Source organism: Gordonia sp. 11cp, from assembly GCF_057767225.1.
The window spans coordinates 2,858,713-2,884,413 of record NZ_CM173437.1; the positions used below are offsets into that span (position 1 = coordinate 2,858,713).

Annotated in this window: 26 protein-coding genes, 4 tRNA genes, 1 pseudogene and 1 riboswitch; of the genes and pseudogenes, 18 read left to right on the plus strand and 13 right to left on the minus strand. The window is 67.3% G+C overall.

Going from position 1 to position 25,701, the window contains the following annotated elements; all coding sequences use genetic code 11:
• Positions 1–88 precede the first annotated feature (88 nt).
• A complete protein-coding gene (locus tag AC3B6C_RS12760) occupies positions 89–1,348 on the minus strand; it encodes a geranylgeranyl reductase family protein (protein ID WP_488372998.1) in 1,260 nt (419 codons plus the stop codon).
• A gap of 118 nt (positions 1,349–1,466) precedes the next feature.
• Here AC3B6C_RS12760 and AC3B6C_RS12765 point away from each other — a divergent pair, with 118 nt between their 5' ends.
• Positions 1,467–2,483, plus strand: a complete 1,017-nt coding sequence (locus AC3B6C_RS12765; protein ID WP_488372999.1) for a polyprenyl synthetase family protein — start codon at positions 1,467–1,469, stop codon at positions 2,481–2,483.
• A gap of 55 nt (positions 2,484–2,538) precedes the next feature.
• Here the strand turns inward: AC3B6C_RS12765 and htpX are convergent, their stop codons facing one another.
• Positions 2,539–3,405, minus strand: coding sequence for a zinc metalloprotease HtpX (gene htpX, locus AC3B6C_RS12770; protein ID WP_488373000.1), 867 nt, complete (start codon positions 3,403–3,405; stop codon positions 2,539–2,541).
• A gap of 159 nt (positions 3,406–3,564) precedes the next feature.
• A complete protein-coding gene (locus AC3B6C_RS12775; protein WP_044505993.1) occupies positions 3,565–4,056 on the minus strand; it encodes a YajQ family cyclic di-GMP-binding protein in 492 nt (163 codons plus the stop codon).
• A 127-nt stretch (positions 4,057–4,183) separates the two neighbouring features.
• On the opposite strand from AC3B6C_RS12775, the gene AC3B6C_RS12780 reads away from it, so the two are divergent.
• The 10 genes from AC3B6C_RS12780 to rplA all read left to right on the plus strand — a co-directional run bounded on the left by AC3B6C_RS12780 (position 4,184) and on the right by rplA (position 9,154).
• A tRNA-Tyr gene (locus tag AC3B6C_RS12780) sits at positions 4,184–4,264 on the plus strand.
• 117 nt (positions 4,265–4,381) lie between these two features.
• A tRNA-Thr gene (locus AC3B6C_RS12785) sits at positions 4,382–4,454 on the plus strand.
• Between the two features lie 21 nt (positions 4,455–4,475).
• Positions 4,476–4,549, plus strand: a tRNA-Met gene (locus AC3B6C_RS12790).
• A 93-nt stretch (positions 4,550–4,642) separates the two neighbouring features.
• A complete protein-coding gene (gene rpmG, locus AC3B6C_RS12795; protein ID WP_003929651.1) occupies positions 4,643–4,810 on the plus strand; it encodes a 50S ribosomal protein L33 in 168 nt (55 codons plus the stop codon).
• 97 nt (positions 4,811–4,907) lie between these two features.
• Positions 4,908–6,005 (plus strand): fused (3R)-hydroxyacyl-ACP dehydratase subunits HadA/HadB, encoded by a 1,098-nt coding sequence (locus AC3B6C_RS12800; protein WP_488373001.1) that lies wholly within the window; start codon positions 4,908–4,910, stop codon positions 6,003–6,005.
• Positions 6,006–6,247: 242 nt separating this feature from the next.
• Positions 6,248–6,320, plus strand: a tRNA-Trp gene (locus tag AC3B6C_RS12805).
• A gap of 39 nt (positions 6,321–6,359) precedes the next feature.
• Positions 6,360–6,833 (plus strand): preprotein translocase subunit SecE, encoded by a 474-nt coding sequence (secE, locus tag AC3B6C_RS12810; protein WP_010841973.1) that lies wholly within the window; start codon positions 6,360–6,362, stop codon positions 6,831–6,833.
• Positions 6,834–6,903: 70 nt separating this feature from the next.
• The gene (nusG, locus tag AC3B6C_RS12815) at positions 6,904–7,773 is read left to right on the plus strand and encodes a transcription termination/antitermination protein NusG (RefSeq protein ID WP_488373002.1); all 870 of its coding nucleotides are present in this window, start codon (positions 6,904–6,906) and stop codon (positions 7,771–7,773) included.
• Positions 7,774–7,919: 146 nt separating this feature from the next.
• The gene (gene rplK, locus AC3B6C_RS12820) at positions 7,920–8,354 is read left to right on the plus strand and encodes a 50S ribosomal protein L11 (RefSeq protein ID WP_004021736.1); all 435 of its coding nucleotides are present in this window, start codon (positions 7,920–7,922) and stop codon (positions 8,352–8,354) included.
• Between the two features lie 83 nt (positions 8,355–8,437).
• Complete coding sequence (rplA, locus tag AC3B6C_RS12825; RefSeq protein ID WP_010841971.1) at positions 8,438–9,154, plus strand: 50S ribosomal protein L1; 717 nt, start codon at positions 8,438–8,440, stop codon at positions 9,152–9,154.
• Between the two features lie 100 nt (positions 9,155–9,254).
• Here rplA and AC3B6C_RS12830 read toward each other — a convergent pair whose 3' ends face one another.
• From AC3B6C_RS12830 to AC3B6C_RS12845, 4 genes are all read right to left on the minus strand, one after another.
• Positions 9,255–10,910, minus strand: a complete 1,656-nt coding sequence (locus AC3B6C_RS12830) for an HNH endonuclease signature motif containing protein (protein ID WP_488373003.1) — start codon at positions 10,908–10,910, stop codon at positions 9,255–9,257.
• 198 nt (positions 10,911–11,108) lie between these two features.
• On the minus strand, positions 11,109–12,134 hold the full coding sequence (locus AC3B6C_RS12835) for an ABC transporter substrate-binding protein (protein ID WP_488376254.1): 1,026 nt from the start codon (positions 12,132–12,134) through the stop codon (positions 11,109–11,111).
• Between the two features lie 82 nt (positions 12,135–12,216).
• Positions 12,217–13,047 (minus strand): ABC transporter ATP-binding protein, encoded by an 831-nt coding sequence (locus tag AC3B6C_RS12840; RefSeq protein ID WP_488373004.1) that lies wholly within the window; start codon positions 13,045–13,047, stop codon positions 12,217–12,219.
• Positions 13,044–14,123 carry a FecCD family ABC transporter permease gene (locus AC3B6C_RS12845; RefSeq protein ID WP_488373006.1) on the minus strand — a complete coding sequence of 360 codons (1,080 nt, stop codon included), beginning with the start codon at positions 14,121–14,123 and terminating at the stop codon, positions 13,044–13,046. Before AC3B6C_RS12845 ends, AC3B6C_RS12840 begins: the two co-directional genes overlap by 4 nt.
• A 47-nt stretch (positions 14,124–14,170) precedes the next feature.
• Positions 14,171–14,352: riboswitch (cobalamin riboswitch) on the minus strand.
• 119 nt (positions 14,353–14,471) lie between these two features.
• On the opposite strand from AC3B6C_RS12845, the gene AC3B6C_RS12850 reads away from it, so the two are divergent.
• Positions 14,472–15,425 (plus strand): L-lactate dehydrogenase, encoded by a 954-nt coding sequence (locus AC3B6C_RS12850; RefSeq protein WP_488373007.1) that lies wholly within the window; start codon positions 14,472–14,474, stop codon positions 15,423–15,425.
• A gap of 3 nt (positions 15,426–15,428) precedes the next feature.
• Here the strand turns inward: AC3B6C_RS12850 and AC3B6C_RS12855 are convergent, their stop codons facing one another.
• Positions 15,429–16,313 (minus strand): alpha/beta hydrolase, encoded by an 885-nt coding sequence (locus tag AC3B6C_RS12855; protein ID WP_488358719.1) that lies wholly within the window; start codon positions 16,311–16,313, stop codon positions 15,429–15,431.
• 185 nt (positions 16,314–16,498) lie between these two features.
• Here AC3B6C_RS12855 and AC3B6C_RS12860 point away from each other — a divergent pair, with 185 nt between their 5' ends.
• The 6 genes and pseudogenes from AC3B6C_RS12860 to AC3B6C_RS12885 all read left to right on the plus strand — a co-directional run.
• Positions 16,499–16,771, plus strand: coding sequence for an excalibur calcium-binding domain-containing protein (locus AC3B6C_RS12860; protein ID WP_035718198.1), 273 nt, complete (start codon positions 16,499–16,501; stop codon positions 16,769–16,771).
• A 38-nt stretch (positions 16,772–16,809) separates the two neighbouring features.
• The gene (locus AC3B6C_RS12865) at positions 16,810–17,286 is read left to right on the plus strand and encodes a helix-turn-helix domain-containing protein (protein ID WP_488373009.1); all 477 of its coding nucleotides are present in this window, start codon (positions 16,810–16,812) and stop codon (positions 17,284–17,286) included.
• Positions 17,283–17,741 (plus strand): VOC family protein, encoded by a 459-nt coding sequence (locus AC3B6C_RS12870; RefSeq protein ID WP_488358722.1) that lies wholly within the window; start codon positions 17,283–17,285, stop codon positions 17,739–17,741. The genes AC3B6C_RS12865 and AC3B6C_RS12870 overlap by 4 nt, the downstream gene beginning before the upstream one ends.
• Positions 17,742–17,793: 52 nt before the next feature.
• Positions 17,794–18,492, plus strand: a complete 699-nt coding sequence (locus AC3B6C_RS12875) for a YoaK family protein (protein WP_488373010.1) — start codon at positions 17,794–17,796, stop codon at positions 18,490–18,492.
• Between the two features lie 10 nt (positions 18,493–18,502).
• Positions 18,503–19,333 (plus strand): DUF2786 domain-containing protein, encoded by an 831-nt coding sequence (locus AC3B6C_RS12880; protein WP_488373012.1) that lies wholly within the window; start codon positions 18,503–18,505, stop codon positions 19,331–19,333.
• A 115-nt stretch (positions 19,334–19,448) separates the two neighbouring features.
• Positions 19,449–20,270: pseudogene (locus AC3B6C_RS12885) on the plus strand (LysR family transcriptional regulator); the annotation flags it as partial.
• Positions 20,271–20,423: 153 nt separating this feature from the next.
• On the opposite strand, the gene AC3B6C_RS12890 reads toward AC3B6C_RS12885, so the two are convergent.
• From AC3B6C_RS12890 to AC3B6C_RS12910, 5 genes are all read right to left on the minus strand, one after another.
• Entirely contained in the window at positions 20,424–21,152 is a 729-nt protein-coding gene (locus tag AC3B6C_RS12890) for a carbohydrate ABC transporter permease (RefSeq protein WP_010844563.1), read from the minus strand.
• A gap of 139 nt (positions 21,153–21,291) precedes the next feature.
• Positions 21,292–22,269 (minus strand): carbohydrate ABC transporter permease, encoded by a 978-nt coding sequence (locus AC3B6C_RS12895; protein WP_488358725.1) that lies wholly within the window; start codon positions 22,267–22,269, stop codon positions 21,292–21,294.
• Between the two features lies 1 nt (position 22,270).
• Positions 22,271–23,128: a metallophosphoesterase gene (locus AC3B6C_RS12900; protein WP_488373013.1), complete on the minus strand. Its 858-nt coding sequence runs from the start codon at positions 23,126–23,128 to the stop codon at positions 22,271–22,273.
• Positions 23,125–24,507 (minus strand): ABC transporter substrate-binding protein, encoded by a 1,383-nt coding sequence (locus tag AC3B6C_RS12905; RefSeq protein ID WP_488373014.1) that lies wholly within the window; start codon positions 24,505–24,507, stop codon positions 23,125–23,127. Before AC3B6C_RS12905 ends, AC3B6C_RS12900 begins: the two co-directional genes overlap by 4 nt.
• Entirely contained in the window at positions 24,504–25,631 is a 1,128-nt protein-coding gene (locus tag AC3B6C_RS12910) for an ABC transporter ATP-binding protein (RefSeq protein WP_488373015.1), read from the minus strand. Before AC3B6C_RS12910 ends, AC3B6C_RS12905 begins: the two co-directional genes overlap by 4 nt.
• Positions 25,632–25,701: the final 70 nt, after the last annotated feature.

The following is a 25,701-nucleotide window of genomic DNA, read 5'->3' on the forward strand; positions in this document are numbered from 1 at the left end:
TGTCACAGGTGTGGCGGCGACCACACCGGTTGGAACACTACAGCCCTGCCGTCTCAATGCGCCAGACGACGGTGTCGACGGCCGGACCTCAGGAGAACGGCGGACGCGTGTCGATCTGCCGGGAGACGCGTCCGGCGGTGCGCCACGCACGGGCGACGAGGTCGGCGTCCTCGGCGGTGATCAGGTTGCCCATCACCCGCACGACCATGGACATCAGGTGCGGGGACCGGATGCCGGGACGTCCCAGCGTGGGGACGGTCTTAGGCATGGTGAGCAGGCCGGCGAGGCGGCGGGCGGCGGAGAACGCGAGCCCGTAGTGCTCCACCAGGACATCACGCCACCGGTCCGTGTAGTCGTCGGTGCCGAGGAGTTCGACGGCGAGCCTCGCGGTCTCCAGGGCGTAGTCGATGCCCTCGCCGTTGAGCGGATTGACGCATGCCGCGGCGTCGCCGATCAGCATCCAGTTCCGGCCGGCGACGCCGGACACCGCACCGCCCATCGGCAGCAGGGCCGAGGTGATGCGGACGGGCGGGCCGTCGAGTGCCCACTCGTCGTGCACCATCGCGGCATAGTGCTCGAGGATCGGCCGAAGCGCCATGTGCGCCGGCCGTTTCGACGTGGCGAGCGCGCCGACGCCGACGTTGACCTGGCCGCCGCCCGCCGCGCCGAGGGGGAAGACCCAGCCGTACCCCGGCAGCAGTCCGCCGTCGGGTCCGCGGAGCTCGAGGTGCGACCCCATCCAGTGCGCATCGGCGCGCGCGGAGGGTGCGTATGCGCGTGCGGCCACACCGTAGGCGGTGTCTCGATGCCATTGCCGCCCAAGTGCTTTGCCGACTCCCGACCGGACCCCGTCGGCGACGACGAGGTCGGTCACCCGCATCGTGTGCGAGCCCGTGGGGGTCGCGAAGGTCACCGCGCCCACCCGGTCGCCGTCCATTTCAACGTCAACAGCCTTGACGCCCTGCATCATTCGCGCTCCGGCCGACACCGCGTGGGCGCGGATGGCCTCGTCGAACTCGGTTCGTGCCACCGCGCTCCCGTACGACGGGAAACGGCCGGACGGCCACCGGACCTGTTGGCGGGCACCCCAACCGTTGAGCAAGAGTCCGTCGATGCGCGGACGGTCGGCGAGCAGCGCGCCCAACCCGAGCGCGTCGAGTTCGGCGACGGCGCGCGGCGTGAGTCCGTCACCACACGTCTTGTCGCGCGGGAACACCGCGGCGTCGGCGAGGACCACGTCCCGGCCGGCGGCGACGGCATGGGCGGCCGCCGCGGATCCACCCGGTCCGGCGCCGACGACGAGGACGTCGGCGGAATCGGGGAAGAGAGGGGTCGTGTCCGTGCTCACCCGACCAGTATGTCCGGACCCCCGACGGGTTAGGCTCAGCAGCAGGTGGGGTTGACGCGGCGATCGCGTGTCGCACCGACGAGAATTGCCGGATCAGACGAGATGGGGCCGCGTTTCCGTGAAGTCCACATTCGCCGGGGTTGACCTGGTGTCGGATGAGTTCGCCGATACGGTGCGCTCCTCGCTACAGCGGGTCGAGGATCTACTCCTCGCCGAGCTCTCGTCGGGCGACGAGGTCATGACGGAGGCGGCGACCCACCTCGCGAAGGCCGGGGGAAAGCGATTCCGCCCGATGTTCGCGATCCTGGCCGCCCAGTTCGGTCCGCGCCCGGACTCCGACGACGTCATCACCTCGGCGACGGTGGTGGAGATGATCCACCTCGCCACCCTCTACCACGACGACGTCATGGACGAGGCCGCCATGCGGCGCGGTGCGGCGAGCGCCAACGCTCGATGGACCAACAGCGTGGCCATCCTCTCCGGTGACTTCCTGTTCGCGCGCGCCTCGCGACTCGTCTCGACGCTGGGTCCCGAAGCGGTACGCATCATCGCCGAGACCTTCGCCGAACTCGTCACCGGCCAGATGCGGGAGACGGTCGGCGTCAAGCCCGGCGCCGACCCCGTCGAGCACTATCTGCGGGTCGTCTGGGAGAAGACCGGGTCGCTGATCGCCGCCGCCGCCCGTTTCGGGGCCATGGCCTCGGGGGCGACCGCCGACGACATCGAGCGGCTCTCGCGCATCGGCGACATCGTCGGCGTCGCCTTCCAGGTATCCGACGACATCATCGACATCAGCTCGGTGTCGGTGGAGTCGGGCAAGACGCCGGGAACCGACCTCCGCGAAGGCGTGCACACGCTGCCGGTGCTCTACGCCGTCGCCGGGGATGACGCGACGTCGGTCCGGTTACGCGAGCTCCTCGTCGCCGCCGACGGCACGGCCAGGCCGCTCACCGACGACGCCGAGGTCGCCGAGGCGATCGAGCTGCTCGGCTCGTCGGCGGGTATGACCGCCGCCCGGGCCAGGTTGCAGGAGTTCGCCGACGAGGCGCACGCGATGCTGGCCGAGCTTCCCGAGTCACCGGCCCACCGGGCCCTGGCATCGCTCGTTGACTACACGATCGAACGCGTCGGCTGAGGGTTTCGACTCCGCTCAACCGGCAGGGAACTCGCTCAACCGGCAGGGAACTCGCTCAACCGGCGGAACGGTCGTCGCGGGCCATCTCCTGCAGCCTGCGGATGCGTTCCGCGGTCGGCGGGTGGGTGGCGAACATCCGGGCCATCCGATCGGTGGCGCGGAACGGGCTCTCGATCATCAGATGTGACTGAGCCGCGATGTCGGGTTGCGGCGGCAGCGGCGCGGCCTGCACGCCGCCGGAGATCTTCGCCAGCGCCGAGGCGAGCGCGAGCGGATCGCCGGTGAGTTCTGCGCCGGACTGGTCGGCCTGGAACTCGCGCGACCGGGAGACCGCCAGCTTCACCAGGGTCGCCGCGATCGGTCCCAGCACGGCGATCAGCAGCATCGCCAGCGGGTTGGGCGCGTTGTCGCGGCCGCCGAAGGCGCCCACGAACATCGCGAAGTTGGCGAGCCCGCTGATGACCGCCGCCATCGCACCTGCGATCGAGCTGATGAGGATGTCGCGGTTGTACACGTGCGACAGCTCGTGGCCCAGCACGGCCCGCAGCTCACGCTCGTCGAGCAGGTGCAGGATGCCGGTGGTGCAGCACACCGCGGCGTTCTTGGGGTTGCGGCCCGTGGCGAACGCGTTGGGTGACTCGGTGGGGGAGATGTAGAGCGCGGGCATCGGCTGGTGCGCCGTCGTCGCCAGCTCACGCACGATCCGGTACATGACCGGCGCCTGCAGTTCGGTCACCGGCTGCGCGTGCATCGCCTTCAGCGACATCTTCGCGCTGTTGAAGTAGACGTAGGCGTTCATGCCGACGGCGACGACCACCGATCCCCACAGGATCAGCGGGCTCTGGAACAGCGCGCCGATGCCGACGATGATCGCCGACATCAGGCCCAGCATCGCCGCCGTCTTCAATCCGTTGAGATGCATCGGGTCCTCGTCTGTCCGGCGCCGCGGGTCTCGGTGTCCTCGGGCCGGTCCAGGCGAACCCGGACGGCCGAGGAGTGCTGGCGCCTTCATCCGGTCAAACGACGCAGAACCCGAATCGGTTTCCGCATGCCGATGTCGGTGCGGGCGCGGTGGCGGCGGTCAGCGGTAGTTGACGAACTGCAGGGCGATACCGAAGTCCTCGCCCTTGAGCAGCGCGATGACGGCCTGCAGGTCGTCGCGCTTCTTGCTCGACACGCGCAGCTCGTCGCCCTGGATCTGTGCCTTGACGCCCTTGGGTCCCTCGTCGCGGATCTTCTTGGAGATCTTCTTGGCGTGCTCGGAGTCGATGCCCTGCACCAGGGTGCCGGTGATCTTGAAGGTCTTGCCGGAGCCGACGACCTCGCCGGCGTCGAACGCCTTCAGGGAGATGTCGCGACGGATCAGCTTCTCCTTGAACACCTCGAGGCCTGCCTGAGCGCGCTCCTCGGCGTCGGAGGTGATCACGATGTTCTCCTCGCCGGACCACTCGATGCCGGTGTTGGTGCCCCGGAAGTCGTACCGCTGGGACAACTCCTTGGCAGCCTGGTTGAGGGCGTTGTCGACCTCCTGGCGGTCGATCTTGCTCACCACGTCGAACGATGAATCAGCCATGTCCGACAGGGTATGTCATGGCGATCGGAGTGGAGTTGACCAGCCGGTTTGCGCGCGGACGTGGTGTTCGTTGTATTCTTCACGGCGTTGTTCGAACGGCTGTCGCGACGGCCTGGGAGAGCGGCACGGCAGGTTGCCCGAGCGGCCAAAGGGAGCGGATTGTAAATCCGTCGCGCAAGCTACATAGGTTCGAATCCTATACCTGCCACAGCGTGGTTCATCCTCGCGAAACTGCACTACAGACGGTCGCCGACCAGCGATTTGTCTAGCGCAGACGCGAGTGTGTAACCTCGTTAAGGCTCTCGGGCGCAACTGCCCGGGGCACGCCCCCTTAGCTCAGTCGGCAGAGCGTTTCCATGGTAAGGAAAAGGTCGACGGTTCGATTCCGTCAGGGGGCTCGCTGGACGAGAAGTCCGCGGGGCGGTGTAGCTCAGCTGGTTAGAGCGCACGACTCATAATCGTGAGGTCGAGGGATCGAGTCCCTCCACCGCTACACATCGGGTCCGACCGGAACCGAGCGCAAGGGTCGCAAGCCCTGAGGGAACTTCCGAACCCGACCACGTACCACCCGAAAGAAGGCAATCAAGTGGCCTCCTCAACAGATGTTCGCCCCAAGATCACCTTGGCCTGCGAGGTGTGCAAGCACCGTAACTACATCACCAAGAAGAACCGCCGCAACGATCCCGATCGCCTCGAGATCAAGAAGTTCTGCCCGAACTGCGGCAAGCATCAGGCGCACAAGGAATCGCGCTGACGCTGTCGTCGGCCTTTTCGAAGTATATCCAGCAGCGGGTCGCCTCTCGGAGAGGCGGCCCGTCTTGCTGTGTCGGGCCCGAAGGGAGTAGTGCTCAATGTCACAGGTAAACGAAGCCGAGATCCAGGATCGTGCGGACGAGGCGTCGAACGGTGGTGCGAAGCCGACCCCCGAGGAGATCGCCGCCCACACCCAGAGCCTCGTCGGCTTCCACTACACCGTCGACGACTACTACGAGATCGGCCGCGAGGAGATCCGTAAGCACGCGATGGCCGTGCAGGATGCGCACCCGACCCACTGGAGCGAGGAGGGCGCACGGGCCTTCGGTCACGACCGCCTGATCGCCGCGCCCACCTACGTGTCCGTGCTGGGGATCATCGCCCAGCGCAAGCTCTTCTCCGACGTCATCACCGGCTACGACATGTGGCAGATCATGCAGACCGATCAGCGGCTGATCTACCACCAGCCGATGAAGGTCGGTGACCGCCTGATCTGCGACGTCTCCCTCGAGTCGTTCCGTCACGTCAGCAGTCCCGAGATGATCGACCTGATGGTCACCAAGAACGTCATCTGGAACCAGCACGACGAGCCGGTCATGACGACCTGGACGTCGCTGGCCGCGCGCCCCGGCATGGACGTCGACCCCGAGCTGGAGGCGTCCCTCGACCACGTGATGATCAAGGTCGGCGCCATCGGTGAATCCGGGCACACCGTGGAGCCGAAGGCAGGTCGTTACGACCTCCCCGATCCGACGCAGTCGCCCGGCGCCTTCGGTGCCATCGATTTCGACACCCTCGCGGTGGGGCAGGAACTGGCCCCGAAGCGCTACCTGCTGACGCGCGGGAACCTCGCGAACTATGCGGGCGTCGCCGGCGACCCCAACCCGATCCACTTCTCCGACCATGTCGTGAGCGCGGCCGGGATGGACGACGTGGTCGCCCACGGCATGCAGACCATGGGGCTCGGCGCGAGCTTCGTCTCGGAGTTCATCGGTGACCCGGCGGCCTTCTGCGAGTACAACGTGCGCTTCACCAGCCCGGTCTACGTGCCCGCCGACGACAGTGCGGCCGTCGACTTCACGGGCAAGGTCAAGTCGCTCGACCCCGCGACACGCCGCGGAACCATCGCGATCACCGCCAAGCAGGGCGACCGCCGCATCTTCGGACGCGCGCAGGCGGTCATCCAGTTCAACTGACTGGTCACGGGGCATGCCGACGGCAGGCCGAGGGACCGACGTGTACGGTCGTCGAGGGGTCGGAGGCGAGCCCGTTTTGGGTCCACCGCCCCGGTGATCTACACTGAAGTGTCTGATTGATTCAGGCTTGCGCGCTACCCATAGGGTGGCGCGTTGGTTTTGTCGGCGACGAATCGCCGGCGGGTCGTGAGGCCGGGTCGATGAGACGGCAACGCCGACCACTCCGGTGGAGGGCGTCGCAAAGGGGCGTAGCTCAATTGGCAGAGCAGCGGTCTCCAAAACCGCAGGTTGCAGGTTCAAGTCCTGTCGCCCCTGCCCTGGTGAAGGGCACACGCTGACGAGAGGACCGCGAAGTTGAGCAAGCGAGACCGGGCCGCCCGCGCCAAAGACGCCGCAGAAGGTTCTGCGGCCGATTCGGCTGCGGCTGAGCTCGACGGTCGCGACGAGGCCACCGACGCGGGAACGGGCGACGAGACGTCGACCGGCACCGCCAAGGAGCTGCGTCCGTCCGGTAAACGCTCTGCTCGCGGGCGTCGCTCGTCGGCGGGTGCAAACGACGGTGACACCGACTCCGGTTCGGGGTCCGTCGCCGTCAAGGAACGCAAAACGAAGAAGAAGGCGTCTGCGGGGGAGAGCCGGAATCCGTTCGTTCGGATCTGGCTGTTCCTGACGCAGGTCGTCGCCGAGCTGAAGAAGGTCATCTGGCCTACGCGGCGCGAGATGATCACGTACACGATCGTCGTGCTCGTGTTCGTCATCGTGATGACCGCGTTCATCTCCGGCCTCGACCTCGCCTTCGCCAAGGGCGTTCTCTGGTTGTTCGGCTGACCCACGCGGTGGGCTCGGCCGGCGACGAGGAGTACGACCGCCAGATGAACCATAAGGAGCGTGGGCTGCAGTGAGCACCCCGGAGAACGAACTCGCCTCGACCGATTCCGTCGACGTGGCTGACGCCGATGTCGACGCGGCCGTGGCCGACGCGGTGGACACCGAGGGTGACGCGGTTGCCGACGACACGGTCGTCGAGGGTGACGAGGCCGGGGCCGAGGACACGGTCTCCGAGGAAGCCCCCGACGCAGGTGAGGCCGAGGCGGATGACGCCGAGGCTCCTGCCGAGGAAGCCCCGGCCGAAGAAGCCGAGGTCGATCCGGTCGAGGAACTGCGCAAGCAGCTCCGGCGGGCACCCGGCGACTGGTACGTGATCCACAGCTACGCCGGTTACGAGAACAAGGTGAAGGCCAACCTCGAGACCCGCGTGCAGAATCTCGATGTCGGGGACTACATCTTCCAGGTCGAGGTGCCGACCGAAGAGGTCACCGAGATCAAGAACGGCCAGCCCAAGAAGGTCAACCGCAAGGTGCTGCCGGGCTACATCCTGGTTCGCATGGAACTCAACGACGAGTCGTGGGGCGCCGTGCGCAACACGCCGGGTGTCACCGGCTTCGTCGGGATGACCAGCAAGCCGTCGCCGCTCTCGCTCAACGAGGTGCTGCAGTTCCTGATGCCGCGCACCGAGGCGAAGAAGCCGGCCTCCTCGCGGGGTTCCGCCGCCGAGGGTGTCGAGGCCGCAGCCGCCGCCGCGTCGAACGTCATCGAGGTCGACTTCGAGGTCGGCGAGTCGGTCACCGTCATGGACGGCCCGTTCGCCACGCTTCCCGCGTCGATCAGCGAGGTCAACGCCGAGCAGCGCAAGGTCAAGGTGCTCGTGTCGATCTTCGGTCGTGAGACGCCGGTCGAGCTCGGGTTCAATCAGGTCGAGAAGATCTGACCCTTCGAGGCTCGCTTCGCTCGCACCTCAGGGGGCGGAGGGGGAGAGCTTCGCTCGCACCTCAGGGAGCGGGAGAAGCAGACAAACACAGACTTTCACGTCTCCAGCGGGCGTGAATTCGCAAGGAAACAAGCAAGGAACAGAAGATGCCTCCCAAGAAGAAGAAGCTCGCCGGGATCATCAAGCTCCAGATCTCGGCAGGCCAGGCCAACCCGGCCCCGCCCGTGGGTCCGGCGCTCGGTCAGCACGGCGTGAACATCATGGAGTTCTGCAAGGCGTACAACGCGGCGACCGAGTCGCAGCGTGGCAACGTCATCCCGGTCGAGATCTTCGTGTACGAAGATCGCTCCTTCGACTTCAAGTTGAAGACCCCGCCGGCTGCGAAGCTCCTCCTCAAGGCCGCCGGGCTGCAGAAGGGCTCCGGCGAGCCCCACACCAACAAGGTCGGCAAGGTGAGCATGGACCAGGTCCGTGAGATCGCCAAGACCAAGGCCGAAGACCTCAATGCCAATGACATCGATCAGGCCGCGAAGATCATCGCCGGCACTGCTCGGTCCATGGGCATCACCGTCGAAGGCTGACACACCCAAGTCATCCCCGTGGGAGGGCCGGCTCGGCCCGCACCACACACCCCGCCGTTCGAGTGCGGAGAAGGAACAGAGCAATGAGCAAGAAGAGCAAGGCCTACGCGGCCGCGGCCGAGAAGGTCGACAAGACCAAGCTGTACAGCCCGCTGGAGGCTGTGGAGCTCGCCAAGGACACGTCGTCGAAGAACACCGACGCGACCGTCGAGGTCGCGATTCGCCTGGGCGTCGACCCCCGTAAGGCAGACCAGATGGTTCGAGGCACCGTCAATCTGCCGCACGGCACGGGTAAGACTGCCCGCGTGATCGTGTTCGCCGCCGGCGACAAGGCCGCCGAGGCCACCGCCGCCGGTGCCGACGAGGTCGGCGCCGAGGACCTGATCGAGCGCATCCAGGGCGGTTGGCTGGACTTCGACGCCGCGATCGCCACCCCGGATCAGATGGCCAAGGTCGGCCGCATCGCGCGTGTCCTCGGACCGCGCGGCCTGATGCCGAACCCGAAGACGGGCACCGTGACCACCGACGTCACCAAGGCCGTCAACGACATCAAGGGCGGCAAGATCAACTTCCGCGTCGACAAGGCAGCCAACCTGCACTTCGTCATCGGCAAGGCCTCGTTCGACCCGGCCAAGCTGGCCGAGAACTACGGCGCCGCCTACGACGAGATCATGCGCGCCAAGCCGTCGGCAGCCAAGGGCCGCTACATCAAGAAGGTCACCGTCTCGACCACCACGGGCCCGGGCATCCCGGTCGACCCGGCGGTCGCCCGCAACTTCGCGGAGGCACCGCAGGCCTGATCTCGCATCAGGCGCACTGACACCCACGAGGGGCCCGGCATTCCGATGCCGGGCCCCTCGTGTTGTGTCTGCGTGGTCCGCTCGCCGCGTTGGGTGGCACTCACGCGTGGTCGGCGAGTATGCGTGTGAGGGCTGCTTCGACTGGGGTCAGGGGTTGGGTGGTGAGGTGCTCCGGCGGTGCCGGTGGGTGGACGAGTTGTCGGTAGGCGAGTTCGAGGCGTCGGCCGCGGTCGCCGTGGCCGATGGCGTCGGGGCGCGACTGGTCTGGGCGCGCCTGTTCGCCGGGCCGGGTGGTCGGTCCGTGAATCTCGTCGCGCACGGTGTTCAGATGTTCTGCGAACCGCCGAGGTATGTCGGGCCGGCGGTTGAGGCGACCGGGGTTGGGTGGCGCGCCGGGTTCGGCGTTCAATCGCCAGACGCAGCGGCCTTCGTCGGGTCCGGACCGTTCGATCCGGGTGGTGTACTGGCCGGGGTTCGTGCCGACCATGCGGTTGTGCCGCGGGCAGGCCGGGGCGAGGTCGTCGATGTCGGTGAGACCGCCTTTGGCCCAATCCTTGTCGGCGTGATGGAGTTCCACCTGCGTGGCGGGTTGATCGCACCCAGGTGCCGAGCACACTTCGCCGTCGGGACGGGCGAAGGAGACGAAGCGTTGTTCGCGGGTGGCCAGACGCTTGCCCCTACCGAAGTACAGCGGCACAGTGGTGGAGTTCTTGAAGATCGCGAGCCAGGGTTGGACCTCACCGGCCATGGCGATCAGGTCGGGGATGGGCAGCAGGGTGCCGGTGGCGGTGGTGGCGAGTCCGGCTTCACGGACGAGGTCGCCGAGGTCGGCTTTGATGATCAGTTGCACGGGTAGTCCGCGGTGAGATCTCCCGAGCAGTCCGTCCTCGAGGACAGCCTTCAGTAGCGCGTTGAGCGCGTCGTGGTTGATCTGGGCCGGCGTGCGGTCGTCTCGGTCGGCTGCGGCGGCCAGTTGTTCGGGGTCGGCGTCCTCGACCGAACCGGTCGGCGAATCTGGATCACCTGGGTTATTCATGCCGGGCTTGGCCCAGACGGCCAAGAGCATGGTGACGCGGGCGGCAAGTTCGGGGGTGAGGGTGCCGGTGAGTTTGGCGGTGCCGTCGGCGCGTTGGCGGTTGACCCACAGGTTGCGGCGTCGTTTGCGTTCGGTGTCGTCGGCCAGGGTGCCGTCGGGGTCGAGGTGGGCGAGGAGCCGTGCGCCGAGTTGGGTGATGTCGGCGGGGGTGTGGGCTTCGGCGATCTCGGCCATCTGTCGTTCGGCAGCGACTTTCACATCGTGGTCGGTGCCATGTGGGATCTGGTCGAGGACATCGATGACGGCCCGGACGTGGGCGGTGCCGACCCGGCCGTCGGCCAACGCCTCGGCGAGGGTGGGGTGTTCGGGTGGCAGTGCTTCGCCGGTGTGGGTGAGGTGGGTGGCGGTCGCCTCACGCTGGTTGTTGCGGCGCATCGGGTCCGACACCCTCAGTCGGTGGGTGATGAACGCGGTGATGGAGCGGTATCCGGTGCGATGGGGTAAGTCGCGGTCGGCGATGGTGACCATCTGCCGGTCACCGGCGTAGGTGAGGCGGGCGATCGCTTTCTCGGTGCCGGCGGCGACGTCGACGAGTTCGGTATCCGAACACGCGCTCAGGTCGACGGTCTGTAGTTCACCGATCAGCCGGTGCAGTTCGGCGAGGAGTTCGGGCGCCCGCGACGTGGGCAGCGAACCGTCGATGTGCGTGGTGTCGGCCATGACGGTCACCCCCGAGAACCGTAGCTGCGAATGTACGTTCGAGTGTACACCGAAGTGGACGTACGGTGAGGCCAAAATCTCTGTTGTGCAAAGCTATTGAGCGACGGCGATCTGTCGGTGGCTTATGATAGGGCCGCTGACGAGGCCCGTGTCCACGAAGGCTGCGTGGTCCACGGGGCCGCAAGCCCGACGTCGGCCTCACTCCAGCCAGTTGTTGCCCCCGAGGTCCAGTTGCGCGACGTCGAGGGTCGGGGTGATCCCGGATTCCGGTGCGAGACCGTGGTTCTCGAGGACGTTGCGCATGATCTCGGCGGCGTCGATGTTGAGCGGGCTCGACACCCACATCGCGTACGGCAGGTTCACGAATCGGTTCTCGCGCACCGCCTTGAGGTTTCGGCTCGCCGGGTTCGACCGGAGCGCGGCGATCTTCTCGTCGACCGACTGGCCGGGATAGTCGACGAACACGATGACGTCGGGGTCGGCGGTGGTGAGGCGTTCCCAGCTGACGGCGGTCCAGGTGTCCTGGATGTCCTCCGTCGCGTTGCGGGCGCCGGCGGCGTCGAGAATGCCCTGCGGGCCGCCGTAGGACCCCGAGGAGAAGATGGTGTCGGACACGCTGTCGAAGACGAAGACCGTGGGCTTGTCGGCCGGTTGCGGAGCGGCGCGGAGCTTTTCGAGGCGATCGGACACTTCGTCGGCCGCAGCGGCGCCCTGATCCGGGTTGCCGGTGATGGTGCCGATGTTGCGCAGATCGGTGTCGAGCGCGACCCACGGGTCCATGGTGCCGCGCTGCGCCTCACCCTCGACCTGCCGGCATGCCTCGGACAGCTGGTAGACGTCGATGCCGTGGGAGGCGAGGATCTCCGGCGTGATCCCGCGGGATTCGCTCATGCCGTAGTTGTATCCGGCGTAGAGAACCTGGGGTTCGGCCGCGACGATGTTCTCGAGAGTGGGTCGTTCGGCCGCGACCTCGTTGAGCGTGTCCACCTGAGGTCCGTACTCGAGCCGCAGGACGTCTTTGTCGCGGGCGAGCGCACTGACCGCCACCATGCTGTCCCGGGCGCCCGCGGCCAGTGCGATCGCGATCATGCCGCCGTCGTTGACGAACAGTCGATCGAGGGGCTGGGGGAATGCGACGTCGGTTCCGCAATTGGTCACGGTCACAGTGCTTTCCGGCGCGGCGGTGCTGTCGGTTCCGCAGGCGGTGACAGCCCCCAGGGTCAACGCGGCGACCAGGACGCCTGCGGTCGGGTGGATTCGGAAGGAACGTGTACTCAAGGGTTTTCCTCTCACGGGGTGACTTTCGTCAGAGCTCGGGGGACAGGCGGGTTCGGGGCACAGATGAGGTCGGGGTGTCGAGCAGCAGGTGCGGTAAGCCCGTCGACGGGTGCGTGACGACAGTCCCGGACACCTCGAAGACGTTGGCCAGCAGATCCGGCGTCAAGACCTCGACAGGTCGGCCGTGGGCGACCACACCACCATCGGAAACCACTGCGACGGAATCGAAGTGGCGTAGCACGAGGTCGAGGTCGTGCATCGCCGCGAGGACGGTGGCGTCGAGTTCGTCGAGGATGTCCATCAGCCGGAGGCGCCAGGCGGCGTCCAGGTGATTGGTGGGTTCGTCGAGCACCAGGATCGGGGTCTGCTGTGCGAGTGCACGGGCGAGGACGACGCGATGCCGTTCGCCGCCGGACAGGGTGGTGCACGAGCGGGTGCCCCAGCCGTCGAGGCCGACCCGCGCCAGCACGTCGGCGACCACCGTCGAGTCGTCGGAACTCCCGGTGGACCAGGCCGACCGGTACGGGGTCCGGCCGAGTCCGACCGCTTCGGCGACGGTCAGTTCGGCGGAGGGCTGTTCCTCCTGACCGACCACCGCGATCGACCGCGCGCGTTGCCGTGACGGGATGCGGTGCAGATCGTCGCCGCCCACGTCGATGGTGCCGGCGCCCGGGCGTTCGAGACCACACAGGGTGCGCAGCAGGGTGGTCTTGCCCGAGCCGTTGGGACCCACGATCGCCAGTCGGGTGCCCGCCGGGACGTCGAGGTGGACATCGCGCAGCACGACGCGACCGCCCCGCCGGCAAGCGAGTGCGTTCGCGCGCAACGCCATCGACGGGTGCCGGGGTGCGTCGGTCATGAGCCCCCGCCGAACACGTACTGGCGTCGACCCATGAGGAACAGGAAGATCGGTGCGCCGATCAGCCCGGTCACGATACCGAGAGGCATCTCCCGAGGCGCGGCGGCGACCCGGGAGATGACGTCGACCCACACCAGGAACAGCGCCCCGCCGCAGACCGCCACCGGCAGCATCGCGCGGTGGGTGGCGCCGACGAGCAACCGGGCGGCGTGGGGAACGATGAGACCGACGAAACCGATCCCGCCCGCCACCGCGACGAGGACGCCGACGAGGACGCCTTGAATCCCGAACAGCGCGTTGCGCATCGCGCGGACCGGTACCCCCAGTGACGTCGCGGTGTCCGTGCCGGCCGCGTAGGCGTCGAGCCACGAATGGATCGCGAGCATCGCCATCACGGTGACCAGCACGACCACCCCCGCGATCTGCACCTTCGCCCACGTGGCGCCGGCGACGCTGCCCAGCATCCAGAACATCACGTTGTCGGCGGCGTGTGGATCGGCGGCGGTGAACACGAGCAGCGACGAGAGCGCCATGAAGGCCGACGACAACACCACGCCGGAGAGGATGAGTCGCAGCGCGGTCAACCCGCCCTGCGCGCGGGCGACCAGGTACACCGTGACGGTGGCCGCGAGTGCGCCGAGAAGCGCCCCGCCGGACAGCGACCACACCCCGAGGCCGGCCAGCACACCGAGGGTCATGACGGCGGTGGCCCCGACCGCCGCACCTGCCGACACGCCCAGCAGGTAGGGCTCGGCCAGTGGGTTGCGGACCAGGGCCTGCATGAGAGCGCCGGCCAGTGCGAGGCCGGCGCCGACGAGCGCGGCCAGGACGGACCGGGGGAGACGGAGATCCCAGATGATCACGGCGTGCGCGGTGTCGGGTTCCGCACCGGTCAGGCGACCGACGACGGTCTTCCACACGTCGGCGACGGGAATGGTCTCGGCGCCGAACGCCGTGGCCAGGGCGATGCTGAGGAGGGTGAGGACGAGCAGAACTGCGGCTAGCGGCGTCGAACGGAGTCGCCGAACCGGCGGAGCGGTGGCGATCTCGGTCGTGCCGACGGTACGACGGGACACGGCGGGTACGGCCTTACGGTCTGGGTATCTGTGCGCGAGATACACGGTGGACTCGAGCGAGAGCGGTGGGTATTCGGACTCGGGTTCGTTCGGAACCGGCGCCTTCCCGGGTCTCCCCAGTGGCTTCGTGCCGGTTCCGTCCCCCATACCGCTGCGCGCCAGTCCTGGATTCGCACCAGGTTCCCCGGCACCCGCGCGTGCAGGTGCGACCGTTCTCGGTCGTGAGGCTATCAACATCCACCCGAGCCGGGCGCGGCGCGGGTCGGTCGCCGTGCCCGGACATCCCGGGTGTCACCGCCTAGGCTGGACGCGACGACCTGGCGACGTGACGGCGGAAACGGTGAACCGATGGATGCACGAGACACGAAACTGGCCATCATCGGGGCGGGTGCGGTGGGTACCGCGATCGCCTACTCATCCCTCATCCGCGGGGTGGCGCGGACGATCGCGCTCCTCGACATCAACGCGGCCAAGGTGACCGCCGAAGTGCTCGACATGTCCCACGGACTCGAGTTCGTCCCGCGGGCGGACATCAACGGATCCGACGACGTGTCGGTGTGCGCGGACGCCGACGTCGTGGTGTTCACCGCGGGTGCGAAGCAGAAGCCCGGTCAGTCCCGCCTCGAATTGGCCGAGGCGACAATAGGTCTGACCCGCGCCATCCTCCCGGGTGTCTTGGAGGTGGCCCCTGACGCCATTTATGTGATGGTCACGAATCCGGTCGACATCGTCACCTACGCCGCCCAGGAGATCAGCGGTCTCTCACCCAGCCAGGTCTTCGGTTCGGGCACCGTGCTCGACTCGTCGCGGTTGCGATTCCTCCTCGCACAGCACTGCGGCGTGGCGGTGCAGAGCGTGCACTCCTACATCGCCGGCGAGCACGGCGACACCGAGATCCCGCTGTGGAGTTCGGCGACGATCGGTGGGGTGCCGCTGACGTCGTGGAAACCGCTGCCCGGCCGGCCGGCGCTGGATGCCGTTGCGCGCGAACGCATCCACCACGAGGTCGTGCACGCCGCCTACACCATCATCGAGGGCAAGGGTGCCACGAACTATGCCATCGGGCTCGCCACGACGCGGATCGTCGAAGCCATCGTGAACAACGAGCACCGGGTGCTGCCGGTGTCGACACGCGCCGACGGCATCGAGGGGCTCGAGGGTGTGTGCCTGTCGTTGCCGACCGTCGTCGACCGAGGCGGTGCGCAGACCCGGCTCGACGTCCCGCTGTCGGATTCGGAACGCGCGGGACTGCTGGCGTCGGCGGAGACGCTGCGAGCGATGCAGGCGCGATTCGGGTTGTAGGACCTAGACGGGCACGGTTGCGCGCAGGAACTCGAGCTGGTCGCCGACGACCTGCTCGAAGTCGTCGCCGATGTAGATGTCGAAGTGGCCCACCGGATACCGGATCACCCGGGCCCGCGGCGCGCGCCGCGCGTATTCGACCGTCGGGCGCGCCGGAGCCACGGTGTCCCCGTCGCACACGCACAGCAGGGTCGGGCAGTCGAGGTCTTTGAGCGCCCGGCCGGGGGAGTGCAACGGGATCGTCAGGCCGACCCGGGCGGCGACCTCGTTGGGCAGTTCGAGGCCCTCGGGGATGAGCGGCAGATATCCCGACACCGCATCCGGTGCCGTCATCAGCGCCGCGGTTCGCGGTTCGCCCGCGAGCCCCACGGTCACCGGCGGCCGGCCGAATGCCGACCCGACGATGTCGGCGAGCGCGCGCACGGTCACCTTCGCGCCGGACACCACACCCAGCGCGGCGGTCGACGCGATCCCGCTGGTGAACGGGCACTGCGAGATCACCGCGGCGACCCGACCGTCGCGACGACCCGCCACGAGGACATGGCCTCCGCCGAAAGAGGTGCCCCACAACACGATTCGTGACGAGTCGACGCCGTCGAGGCGTCGCGCGAAGGCGATCGCCGCGGCCCAGTCGTCGAGCTGGCGGCGGATGGAGAGGAGCTGGCGCGGTTCGCCGTCGCTGTCCCCGAAGTGGCGGTAGTCGAAGACCAGACAGGAGTATCCGGCCTCGGTGAACCGTTCGGCGAATGCGTCGAGCCGCATCTGCCGCACCCCGCCGAGGCCGTGTGCCATCACGATCACCGGTGCGGGGGCGGAGCCGTCGGGGCGGTACCACCAGGCCCGGCACGTCGTCCCCGACGAATCGAACTCGACGTCGTTCCTGATCATTCTTCCCCCGCTGGTCGTGTGCGTTTCTCGGGCGGACTGTATCAACACGCGTTGTCAGACAACAGCCCGCCTGTCCGTCGGCCGGACCAATCTTCGCCATGAGCGCGCTTGTCGACAACGTGACCCCGTAAGGTCACCTCGTCACGATGAGTTGTCGGGGGACACACAGAAGAAGGTCAAGCACGATGCGTTGCTCGCGAAAGATGGTCCTCGGATTCCTGGCCGCGGCGTCGATGACGGTCGCCCCGCTGATGGTGGCGGCACCCGCGTCGGCGGCGACCGATTACGCCAACTGCTCAGCACTCAACGCCGATCATCCGCATGGTGTGGGCCAGACGGGTGCCGTCGACTCGACGTCGGGCACCCCGGTCACGACGTTCACCGTCGACGACGCTCTCTACGACGCCAACAGCGAGAGCGATCGCGACAAGGACGGGATCGCCTGCGAGAAACGCTGATCAACCGTCAGCGCCGAACATCGGCGACACTGGGTGACATGTTCACCCCGCGCGAGGCCGAGAACCGACGGTTGCTGAGCGCGCGCGACGCCATCGACCGCGCTTATGCCGACGATCTCGACGTGGCCACGCTCGCCCGCATCGCGGTGATGTCGTCGTCGCATTTCATCCGCCGGTTCCGGGCCGTGTTCGGCGAGACGCCGCACCGCTACCTGCAGCGCAGGCGCATCGAGCGAGCCTGCGCGTTGCTGCGGACCACCGACAGCCCGGTGCTCGAGATCGCGCTGCGCGTCGGCTACGACAGTCCCGGCACCTTCGGCCGGACGTTCACCCGGGTCGTCGGCTGCAGTCCCACCACCTACCGGACGAATGTGGTGCCCCTTCCCGTGCCCGGGTGTCATGTGCGCCGCTGGACCCGGCCGGCCGATGCGGTCGCCGATGTCCCGACGTCGTCGGAAGTGAGCGATTTCAGAGAAGCGCGGGCCGCACGGGCGGTCGTATCGTCGGAACCGTGATCAACGGCATCGGCATCCACTCCATCTACGTCCTCGACCAGGACGTCGCGCTCGACTTCTACGTGGGGACACTCGGTTTCACGGTCGACACCGACGTCGACATGGGGTTCATGCGATGGCTGACGGTCGCGCCGCCCGGACAGCCCGACAGGCTCATCCTCCTCGAGAAGCCCGGGCCGCCCGCGCTGTCCGGCGAGACGGCCGACAAGGTCCGCGACCTCGTGACGCAGGGGGCGATGCCGGTGACGATCCTGTCCACCGACGACTGCCGCGGCACCCACGCGGCCCTCGTCGCACGCGGCGTCGAGTTCACCCAGGACCCCGAAGACCAGCCCTACGGCACCGACTGCGCGTTTCGGGATCCATTCGGGAATCCGCTGCGGATGACCCAGCGGGCTGTCGAGGATCGGCCCGTGGGGGACGAGGACATCGCGCGGTGGGCACCGGGCAGGTGACCAGGGGCCGTCGAACAGCCCGACCGGACGCGCGGGCATTAGATTCGTGCCCATGGCGGCCCGACTCGACAGGTACCTGAGCAGCAGACACCCGGACGTCGCGATCGCCGCGGCCTTGCTGTTCGTGGCCGGACTGGTCGACGCCATCGCGTTCGTCGTGCTGAAGGGCAGCTTCGTCGCCTTCATGTCCGGCAACTCCACCATCCTGGGTGAGTCGACGTCGGCGGGCCGATGGTCGACGATCGCTCTCGTCGCCGGACTCGTCGCGGCGTTCTTCGGCGGCGCCGTGGGCGGTGCCGCGATCAGTCGCTGGGTCGCGCGCTCGCCGGTCTGGGTTCTCGTGGCCGTGACCGCCGCGCTCCTCGTCGGCACCGTCGTCGCGCTCACCGCATCGCCGACCGCCGGGATGATCGTCGTGGCGGTGGCGACCGGTGCGATCAACTCCGCGCTGTCGCACACGTCGACCGTCCAGGGCGGATTGACCTACGTCACCGGCACGCTGGTGAAGTCCGCGCACGAACTGGTCGCGTCGCTGGGCACCGATCGGCCGTGGGCGTGGCTGTCGGTGTTCTGGATGTGGCCGGTGTTCGTGCTCGGCGCGGTGTGCGGTGGATTCGCGGAACGGCAGTGGGGAGTGGCCGGGTTGTGGGTCGGGGTCCTGATCTCCGTGGGTGCCCTGGCACTTCGCGTCGCCGAGACGTCGTCTCGAGGCAATTCGCGCTCGGATGGAACCGAACGGGCCGCTGGATAGTCTGAAACATATGCGCGACGACAAGCTGCTCACCCGGATCTCCGCACTTCTCCGTCAGGCGGAGAACACCGACAACGAGCACGAGGCGGAGACCTTCATGCAGGCCGCCCAGCGGCTTGCCACCGCATCGTCGATCGACCTGGCCGTGGCGCGGGCCCACGACCCCGCCGCGCGCAAGAAGGTCACCCCGGTCAGCCGTCAGATCGCCATCGGCGAACCGGGCAAACGCGGTCTGCGCACCTACGTGCAGCTCTTCGTCGCGATCTCGATGGCGAACGACGTGACGGTCGACGTCGCGAGCAATTCGACCTTCGTGCTCGCCTACGGCTACGAAGCCGACATCGACGCCTGCGAAGCCCTCTACACGTCGCTGATCGTGCAGATGGTCGCGGCCAGTGACGCCTACCTGCGGTCGGGCGCCTACAAGGGCGAGACGTTCGCGCGGGTCGTCACCCGGGGAAGCGGGTGGCGTGCCCGCCGCGTCGTCGAGGAGAAGCCGTTGTCACCGATCACCGCCCGGCTCAACTTCCAGTCGGCGTTCGCCGAGCGCATCGGCAAGCGCCTCGTCGAGGCCCGCGACGCGGCGCGCGACGAGGCCATCGCCGCCGAACGCGATTCCGGTGAGTCGACCCGTTCCACGGCGGTCGCGTTGCGCAACAAGGAGATCGAGGTGACCGACTTCTACCGGACGGAGTCGAGCGCCCGCGGTACCTGGCGTCCGTCGAGTGCGTCCGCCGGATACTCCGAGGCCGCACGCCGAGCCGGTGACCATGCGGGACGCCGGGCGAAGATCGGTGCCGACCGCGAGTTCGGCGGCGCCCGAGGCGCGCTGGAGGGTTGAACCAACGGTGCTCGATGTCGCCCGCAGGCATTCACATGCTGTTCACCGGGTATTAGGTGTCACCGCTAGCGTGGGCGACAGAGAATCGTCGTGAACGTGACCTTCGGGGGAAACCGTGGAATTCAGGCACCTGGTCTCCTTCATCGCGATCGCGGAGGAACTCCATTTCGGTCGGGCTGCGGCGCGGCTCCATCTCACACAACCGTCGCTGAGCGCCCAGCTCCAGAAGCTGGAGCGGACCGTGGGTGTCCAGCTCGTGGCACGTAATTCGCACGAGGTGCGGCTGACATCGGCGGGGGTGGCCTTCGAGGAGCACGCCAGACTCATCTTGCAACAGCTGCAGAAGGCGGCGACCAGTGCCAAGTCGACCGCGGATGGTATCTCGGGCTCGCTGAACGTCGGCTACAACCTGCCGGCCGATCATCACGTCCTGCCCCGTGCCATGGCGAGGATGAGCGAGGCGTATCCCGACATCTCGATCTCGCTGTGGGAGAAGCGGACCGGTCCGCAACTGACGGGGTTGTCCGACGGCACCCTCGATCTCGCGCTGATGTACGGCCGACCGCACACGCACGAGTTCCGTTCGCGGAGGCTCATCGCGAACATTCCGATCGTGGCGATCGTCGGCCGCAGGCACAGGTGGGCAGGGCGTCCGAGTGTCCGTTTCGCCGAACTCGCTTCCGAGCGCTGTCTGCTCTTCCAGCGAGCCCAGACACCGGCGATGTACGACTCGATCTTCGGCGCGGCGGACGACGCCGGGATCGAGATGACCATCGCACAGAACGCGGATGATCCGGGTGCCACCGCGCACATGGTCTCGGTGAAGAACCTGGTCGGGTTCGCGTCGCTGCCGCGCGCAGTGGTCGTCGGACGTGGGGTCTCCGGCTCGGATCCGGTTGCGGTGAAGCTGTTCGATCCCGTTCCGGTCGTCGACCTTTATGCGGTGTGGCGCGCCGATGACACCAGTCCCGCGCTCGTCAACTTCCTGGACTGCCTCGACCCCGACACCGACTCTGGCGCCCACCGCGTCCGGAGCACCGTGATGGACGGCCGCCGTGCCGAATCCACCTCTCTTCTCACAGGTGTCGCCCTACTTCAGTCCGGACCGGACGAACGCGTTCACGATGTGCCGCTGCAGGGCCAGGTACAGTACGAACACCGGCAGACAGGTCATCCCGGCCAACGCCATCATCGCGCCCCAGTTGGTGCCCTCGGCGGTCATGAAACTGCGCAGTCCGAGCTGCACGACCGAACTCGTGCGCTGTAGGACCACCGCCGGCCAGAAGTATTCGTTCCAGGCGTTGATGAACAGCAACAGACCCAACGCGGCCAGTGCGGGCCGCAGGTTGGGGACCACCACTCTCCAGAGAATCGACCACGATGAACGGCCGTCCATCTCGGCGGCGGCGACGAGTTCCTTGGGAAACGAGTCCATGTGCTGGCGCAGCATGAGCACGGCCAGCGCCGAGCACAGCGTCGGCATCACCACGCCCGCAAGCGTGTTGAGGAGGCCGAGCTGTTGGAGAAGGACGTAGTTCGGGAGCATGGTGACCTGGAACGGCACCAGCCAGGTGCCGACGAATCCCAGATACAACACGCGTTTGAACGGGAAATCGAACATCGCGAACGCGTAGGCGGCGAGTAACGCGATGAGCAGTTGCGCGACCGTGGATCCGGTGGCGACCGCGAACGTGTTGAACAGCAGGCGGAGGACGTCGGTCTGAGCCGCCGCGTCGGCATAGTTCTGGATCGACAACGGCCATGGCAGCGGGGCAAGCGAGTATTGGTCGTCGGGGTGACGTAGCGACGTCGCGACCATCCAGTAGATGGGGAACCCGCAGGTGAAGGCGATGGCAGCCAGTGTGAGGTGGCCTCGAACCGTAGCCGGGCGGGTCGATGCGGTGGTGGGGCGTACCCCTGTGGCGGACCGGGAAACAGGGGAGTCGGGTGCCCGCAGCTCATCGGTCGTCATGAAAGGTCACTTTCTCGGTGAGGCGCATCAAGCCGGCGGCGAGCAGTCCGAACAGGACGAACGCGACCACGCCGACCGCCGCGCTCATACCGGCGTCGAAAGTCTGGAAACCGTACTCCCACAGCAAGTAGTAGACATTGGTGGTCGAGCCGGACGGGCCGCCCTGCGTGAGGGTGTCGATGAGAGGGAACGTCCACTGGGCGCTGAGTATCACCGTCAGCAGGGTGAGCAGAAGCAGGGACGGGGACAGCAGCGGCAGAGTGATCCACCGATCGATCTGGCCCCGCGTCGCTCCGTCGACGCGTGCGGCCTCGTCGTAATCGGGGTTCACGTTGGCGATTCCGGCGGACACGACCAGGACCGCGAACCCGATGATGTGCCAACCGGTGATCACGATGATGGCGAGCTGGGCGGTGCGGGTGTCGTTGATCCAGTTGACCTCGAGGCCGAGGGTGCGGTTGATCACGCCGGCTTCGGGTTCCGCGAGCCAGCGCCATGCCGCCGCCGACGCCACGGGGGCCACGAGGAACGGCGCGAAGATGACGGCCTGGTACACGGTGCGTATCCGGCCGGTGATCCCTCGGGCCGCGAAAGCGACCATGACCGGGACGACGACCGAAAACGGAAGCAGTCCGAGTATCACCTCGCCGGTGCGCAGCAGCGAGTCACCGACCGCCGGTATCTCGGCGAGCCGCCGATAGTTTGCTCCACCTACACCGACCATTTCACTGGTGGGCAGCAGATTCCACGAATGAAATGACAACTGGACGGCCTGGCCCAGCGGGCGGTAGATCCAGACCGCGAGCATCGCGATCGCCGGCAACAGATACAGATACGGCAATGCCGACCGCCCGAGTCGCCGCCGGCGTCGGCTGTGGCGCTGTCTGCCGGTCTCGGTGATCGCCGATGCGGGAGCCGGATCGACCCGTACTGGGGGTGCAACCTCCGAATCGAGCACGAACACGTCACGTCCCCTGGCGGGCGAGATCGCGGAGTCTGGCCAGTATCTCGCTCTCCGACACGTCGTACACCGGTTGGGACGGGGTCGCCTCGACGGCCGTTGCGACGACGGTACCGTCCACGATATCGATACGGCTGAAACCGAATCCGAAGATGCCGCGGTGTCTGCCGATGGGGGCGAAGGTGTCGAGGCGGTAGGACAACGCGGGTCCGACCCATACCGGTATCCCGGCGAGGGAACCGCTGCCGGTCAGATGAGAGTGTCCGCACACGATCATCTTGACGTCCGACCCTAGGAGGATGTCGCCCAGTCGGGCGGCATGCTGTAGACGCAACCCGTCGATCGGCGGGATGGCCGATCTCAGTGGTGGATGATGCAGCACGAGCACTGTGCAACCGGCCGGTGCGGCGTGCGCCAACTCCGAACGCAGCCATGACAACTGGTCGTCGTCGAGCCAGCCCTCGTGACGGCCCGGTCGGGTGCTGTCCATGGTGATGACGCGAGTGCTGCCGAGGAGGTGCACCGTGTCATGTGGACGATCGGGATCACCGCGATCATCGAACAGTCCGGCTCGGAAGCTCTCTCGCACATCATGATTCCCCATGGCGTAGATGATCTCGGCGTCGAGTGCGGCGGCCGCCGGTTCGACGAGATCGCGCAGCCTCCGGTAGGCCCGGATGTCGCCGTCGTCGGTCAGATCACCGGACAGCAGCAATGCGTCGACGTTCCTGCCCGATCCGACGATCTGCTCGAGCACGGCGCGCACGTTGTCCGCGGTGTCGACGACGCCTCGGACCAGCTCTCCCGGTGCCACGATGTGGGTGTCGGTCAGTTGCACGATGGTGCAGGTCGGTGTGCTCATTGCGCCGGCATCAGACTCGTCGACAACCGCTGGGCCTCGCTCAGGGCAGTGTGCGGGTCGGCGCCCTGGTAGACGATCTTCTCCACTGCCGTCATCAGATTTCCCTGGATCTGCTTGTAGCTGTTGCCCGGCATCGAAACCCAGGGCTCGAGACGTTGCAGCTGTTCGAGATTCGGCTCGAGTAGGTCGCGGTTCTGTTCGGCCCAGCCGGCGAGATAGGCAGGGTCGTCGACCAGTCCCGTGCGCAACGGTAGGTAGCCGATGCCCTTGGCGATCGTGGTGAAGGCCTCGTTGCCGGTCAGGTACTGGATCAGCTGCCAGGCAGCGCGCTGCTTGGCGGGATCCTTGGCGAAAGCGTAGAGGGCCACACCGGAATTCGTCGGGACCGTGGGTTGCTCTCCGAAGGCGGGCATCGGCGCTGCGCGCAGCTCCCACTTGCCGGATGCGCCCTTGAGGAACGTCGACTGCATCGAGCTGCTCTCCAGGATCATGCCCATGTCGCCGCGCGTGAACGCCTCGTATCCCTGCTGCTGGGTGTACGCCGGTGTGGCCCCGATCTCGACGAGTTGCTGTGCCATCCCGGTGGCCTCGACCGCGGCCGGGTCGGCGAATGACAGGGTGCTCCGGTCATCGGAGATGACCTGTCCTCCTGCCGATCCCACGAGCGCCTGATAACACCAGTCGGTGGCTGATTTCGTCAGACAGTCGATGTAGACGCCGCCCGCGCCGGTCCTGTCGGCTATCGCCGCCGCAGCCGTCCGCACCTCGTCCCAGGTGCGGGGCGGCTTCTCCGGATCCAGACCGGCACGGCGGAAGAGGTCCGCGTTGTAGTAGAAGACGGGCGTCGACATGACGAACGGGATACCGAACGTGATGTCGTCGGACACCGCGAGGTTTCGGACGCTTTCCGCGTACGGGTGCTCGCCGCCGAATGCCTGCTCGATGGCATCGGGACCGAAGAGGGTCGACAGGGGTTGCGCGCCGAGCTGGTCGACGACGAAACCGAAGTCGCCGAACCCGAGCTGCGCGACGTCGGGCGGGCTGCCGGCGACCGACTGCTTCTGCACGCTCGAGATGGCGTCGCGTGCGGGGTTGGGGCTGTTGCCCTGTGGCTTCTGCGCCTTGACGGTGATGTTGGGATACTTTTCGCCGAAGTCGGCGATGAGTGTGTTGAAGGTGTCCGTCCATGCGCCGGCGAGGCCGTAGTTGTAGCTCTCGAAGACGATCGTGACCTGCTGGCCGGGGGCGAGTTCAGGGACGCGCGCGGATGAGTTGCTCTCGGATGAGGCTCCCATGCCGCACGCGGACAGCGCGACAAGGACCGCTGTGCCGAGGGCCGCGACGGTCCAGGCGCGGCGGACGAAGTTCGTGGGTCTCATGACGGTGCTCCTTGAAGGCTCAGATGGTGGTCAAGGGGTTCGAGCGTCTCCGACCAGCGCAGCCGGCGCCCCGAGGGGGAGTCGAAGAGATGGACGTCGTCAACGGGGACGGTCACCCGGACGTGGTCGCCCTCCCGCATTCGGCCGGGGCGGGCGATTCGCGCCTGCAGGGCGATGGTGCCGGCGCGGAGGTGGACGATCTCGTCGCTGCCGTGGTTCTCCACGGCGTGGACCAGTGCGCCGATGGCTCCGGCGGGATCGAATCGCAGCTTCTCGGGTCGAATCCCCGCGGTGACCACCTGATCGGCGTAGCCGGGCGGTGCGGCCAGGCCGAGTGGGATGTCGAGTCCTTCTGCGCGCAGGACGATCTCACCGGCACGGGCGGTGGTGGTTGCGTCGAACAGACACATGGGCGGTGCCCCGAGGAATGCTGCGACGAAGGTCGTCTCGGGACGGTCGTAGAGTTCGTCGGGAGTGCCGACCTGCTCGATGCCGCCGCGGTTGAGCAGAACGATGCGCGTGGCCATCGACATGGCCTCGACCTGGTCATGTGTGACGTAGAGGAACGTCGATCCGATCCGGCAATGCAGATCGATGAGTTCTGTCCTGGTGGCCGCACGCAACTGCGCATCGAGGTTCGACAGGGGTTCGTCCATCAGATATGCACCCGGCTCCTGCACCATGGCCCGAGCGAGTGCGACGCGCTGGCGCTGACCACCGGACAGATCGGCTGGTCGACGCTCGAGGAGTTCGCGCAGTTGCACGGTCCCGGCGATACGAGTGACCCGCTCCGCGATGTCCTTGCGTCGCATCCGGCGTGCCCTCAGTGGAAATGCGATGTTCTTGGCGACCGTCAGATGCGGATACAGTGCGTAGCTCTGGAAGACCATCGCGAGCCGGCGTTCCCGGGGTGGCAGGCCGGTGACATCGCGGCCGTCGATCCGGACCGCACCGGCGCTCGGCTCGAGCAGGCCGGCGATCAGCCGCAGCAGCGTCGACTTGCCACAACCACTTGGTCCGAGGAAGACGATGAATTCTCCGTCGGCGATGTCGAGGTCGACCGCGTCGAGTGCGCGGGTCGAGCCGAACTCCATCGTCAGTCCACTCAGTTCGATCCGGCTCACCGGCGAGACGCTCGCGATCGAGGCGACCCGATTTGGATGCGGTTGGGGGATGACTCATGGCGCTTCACTC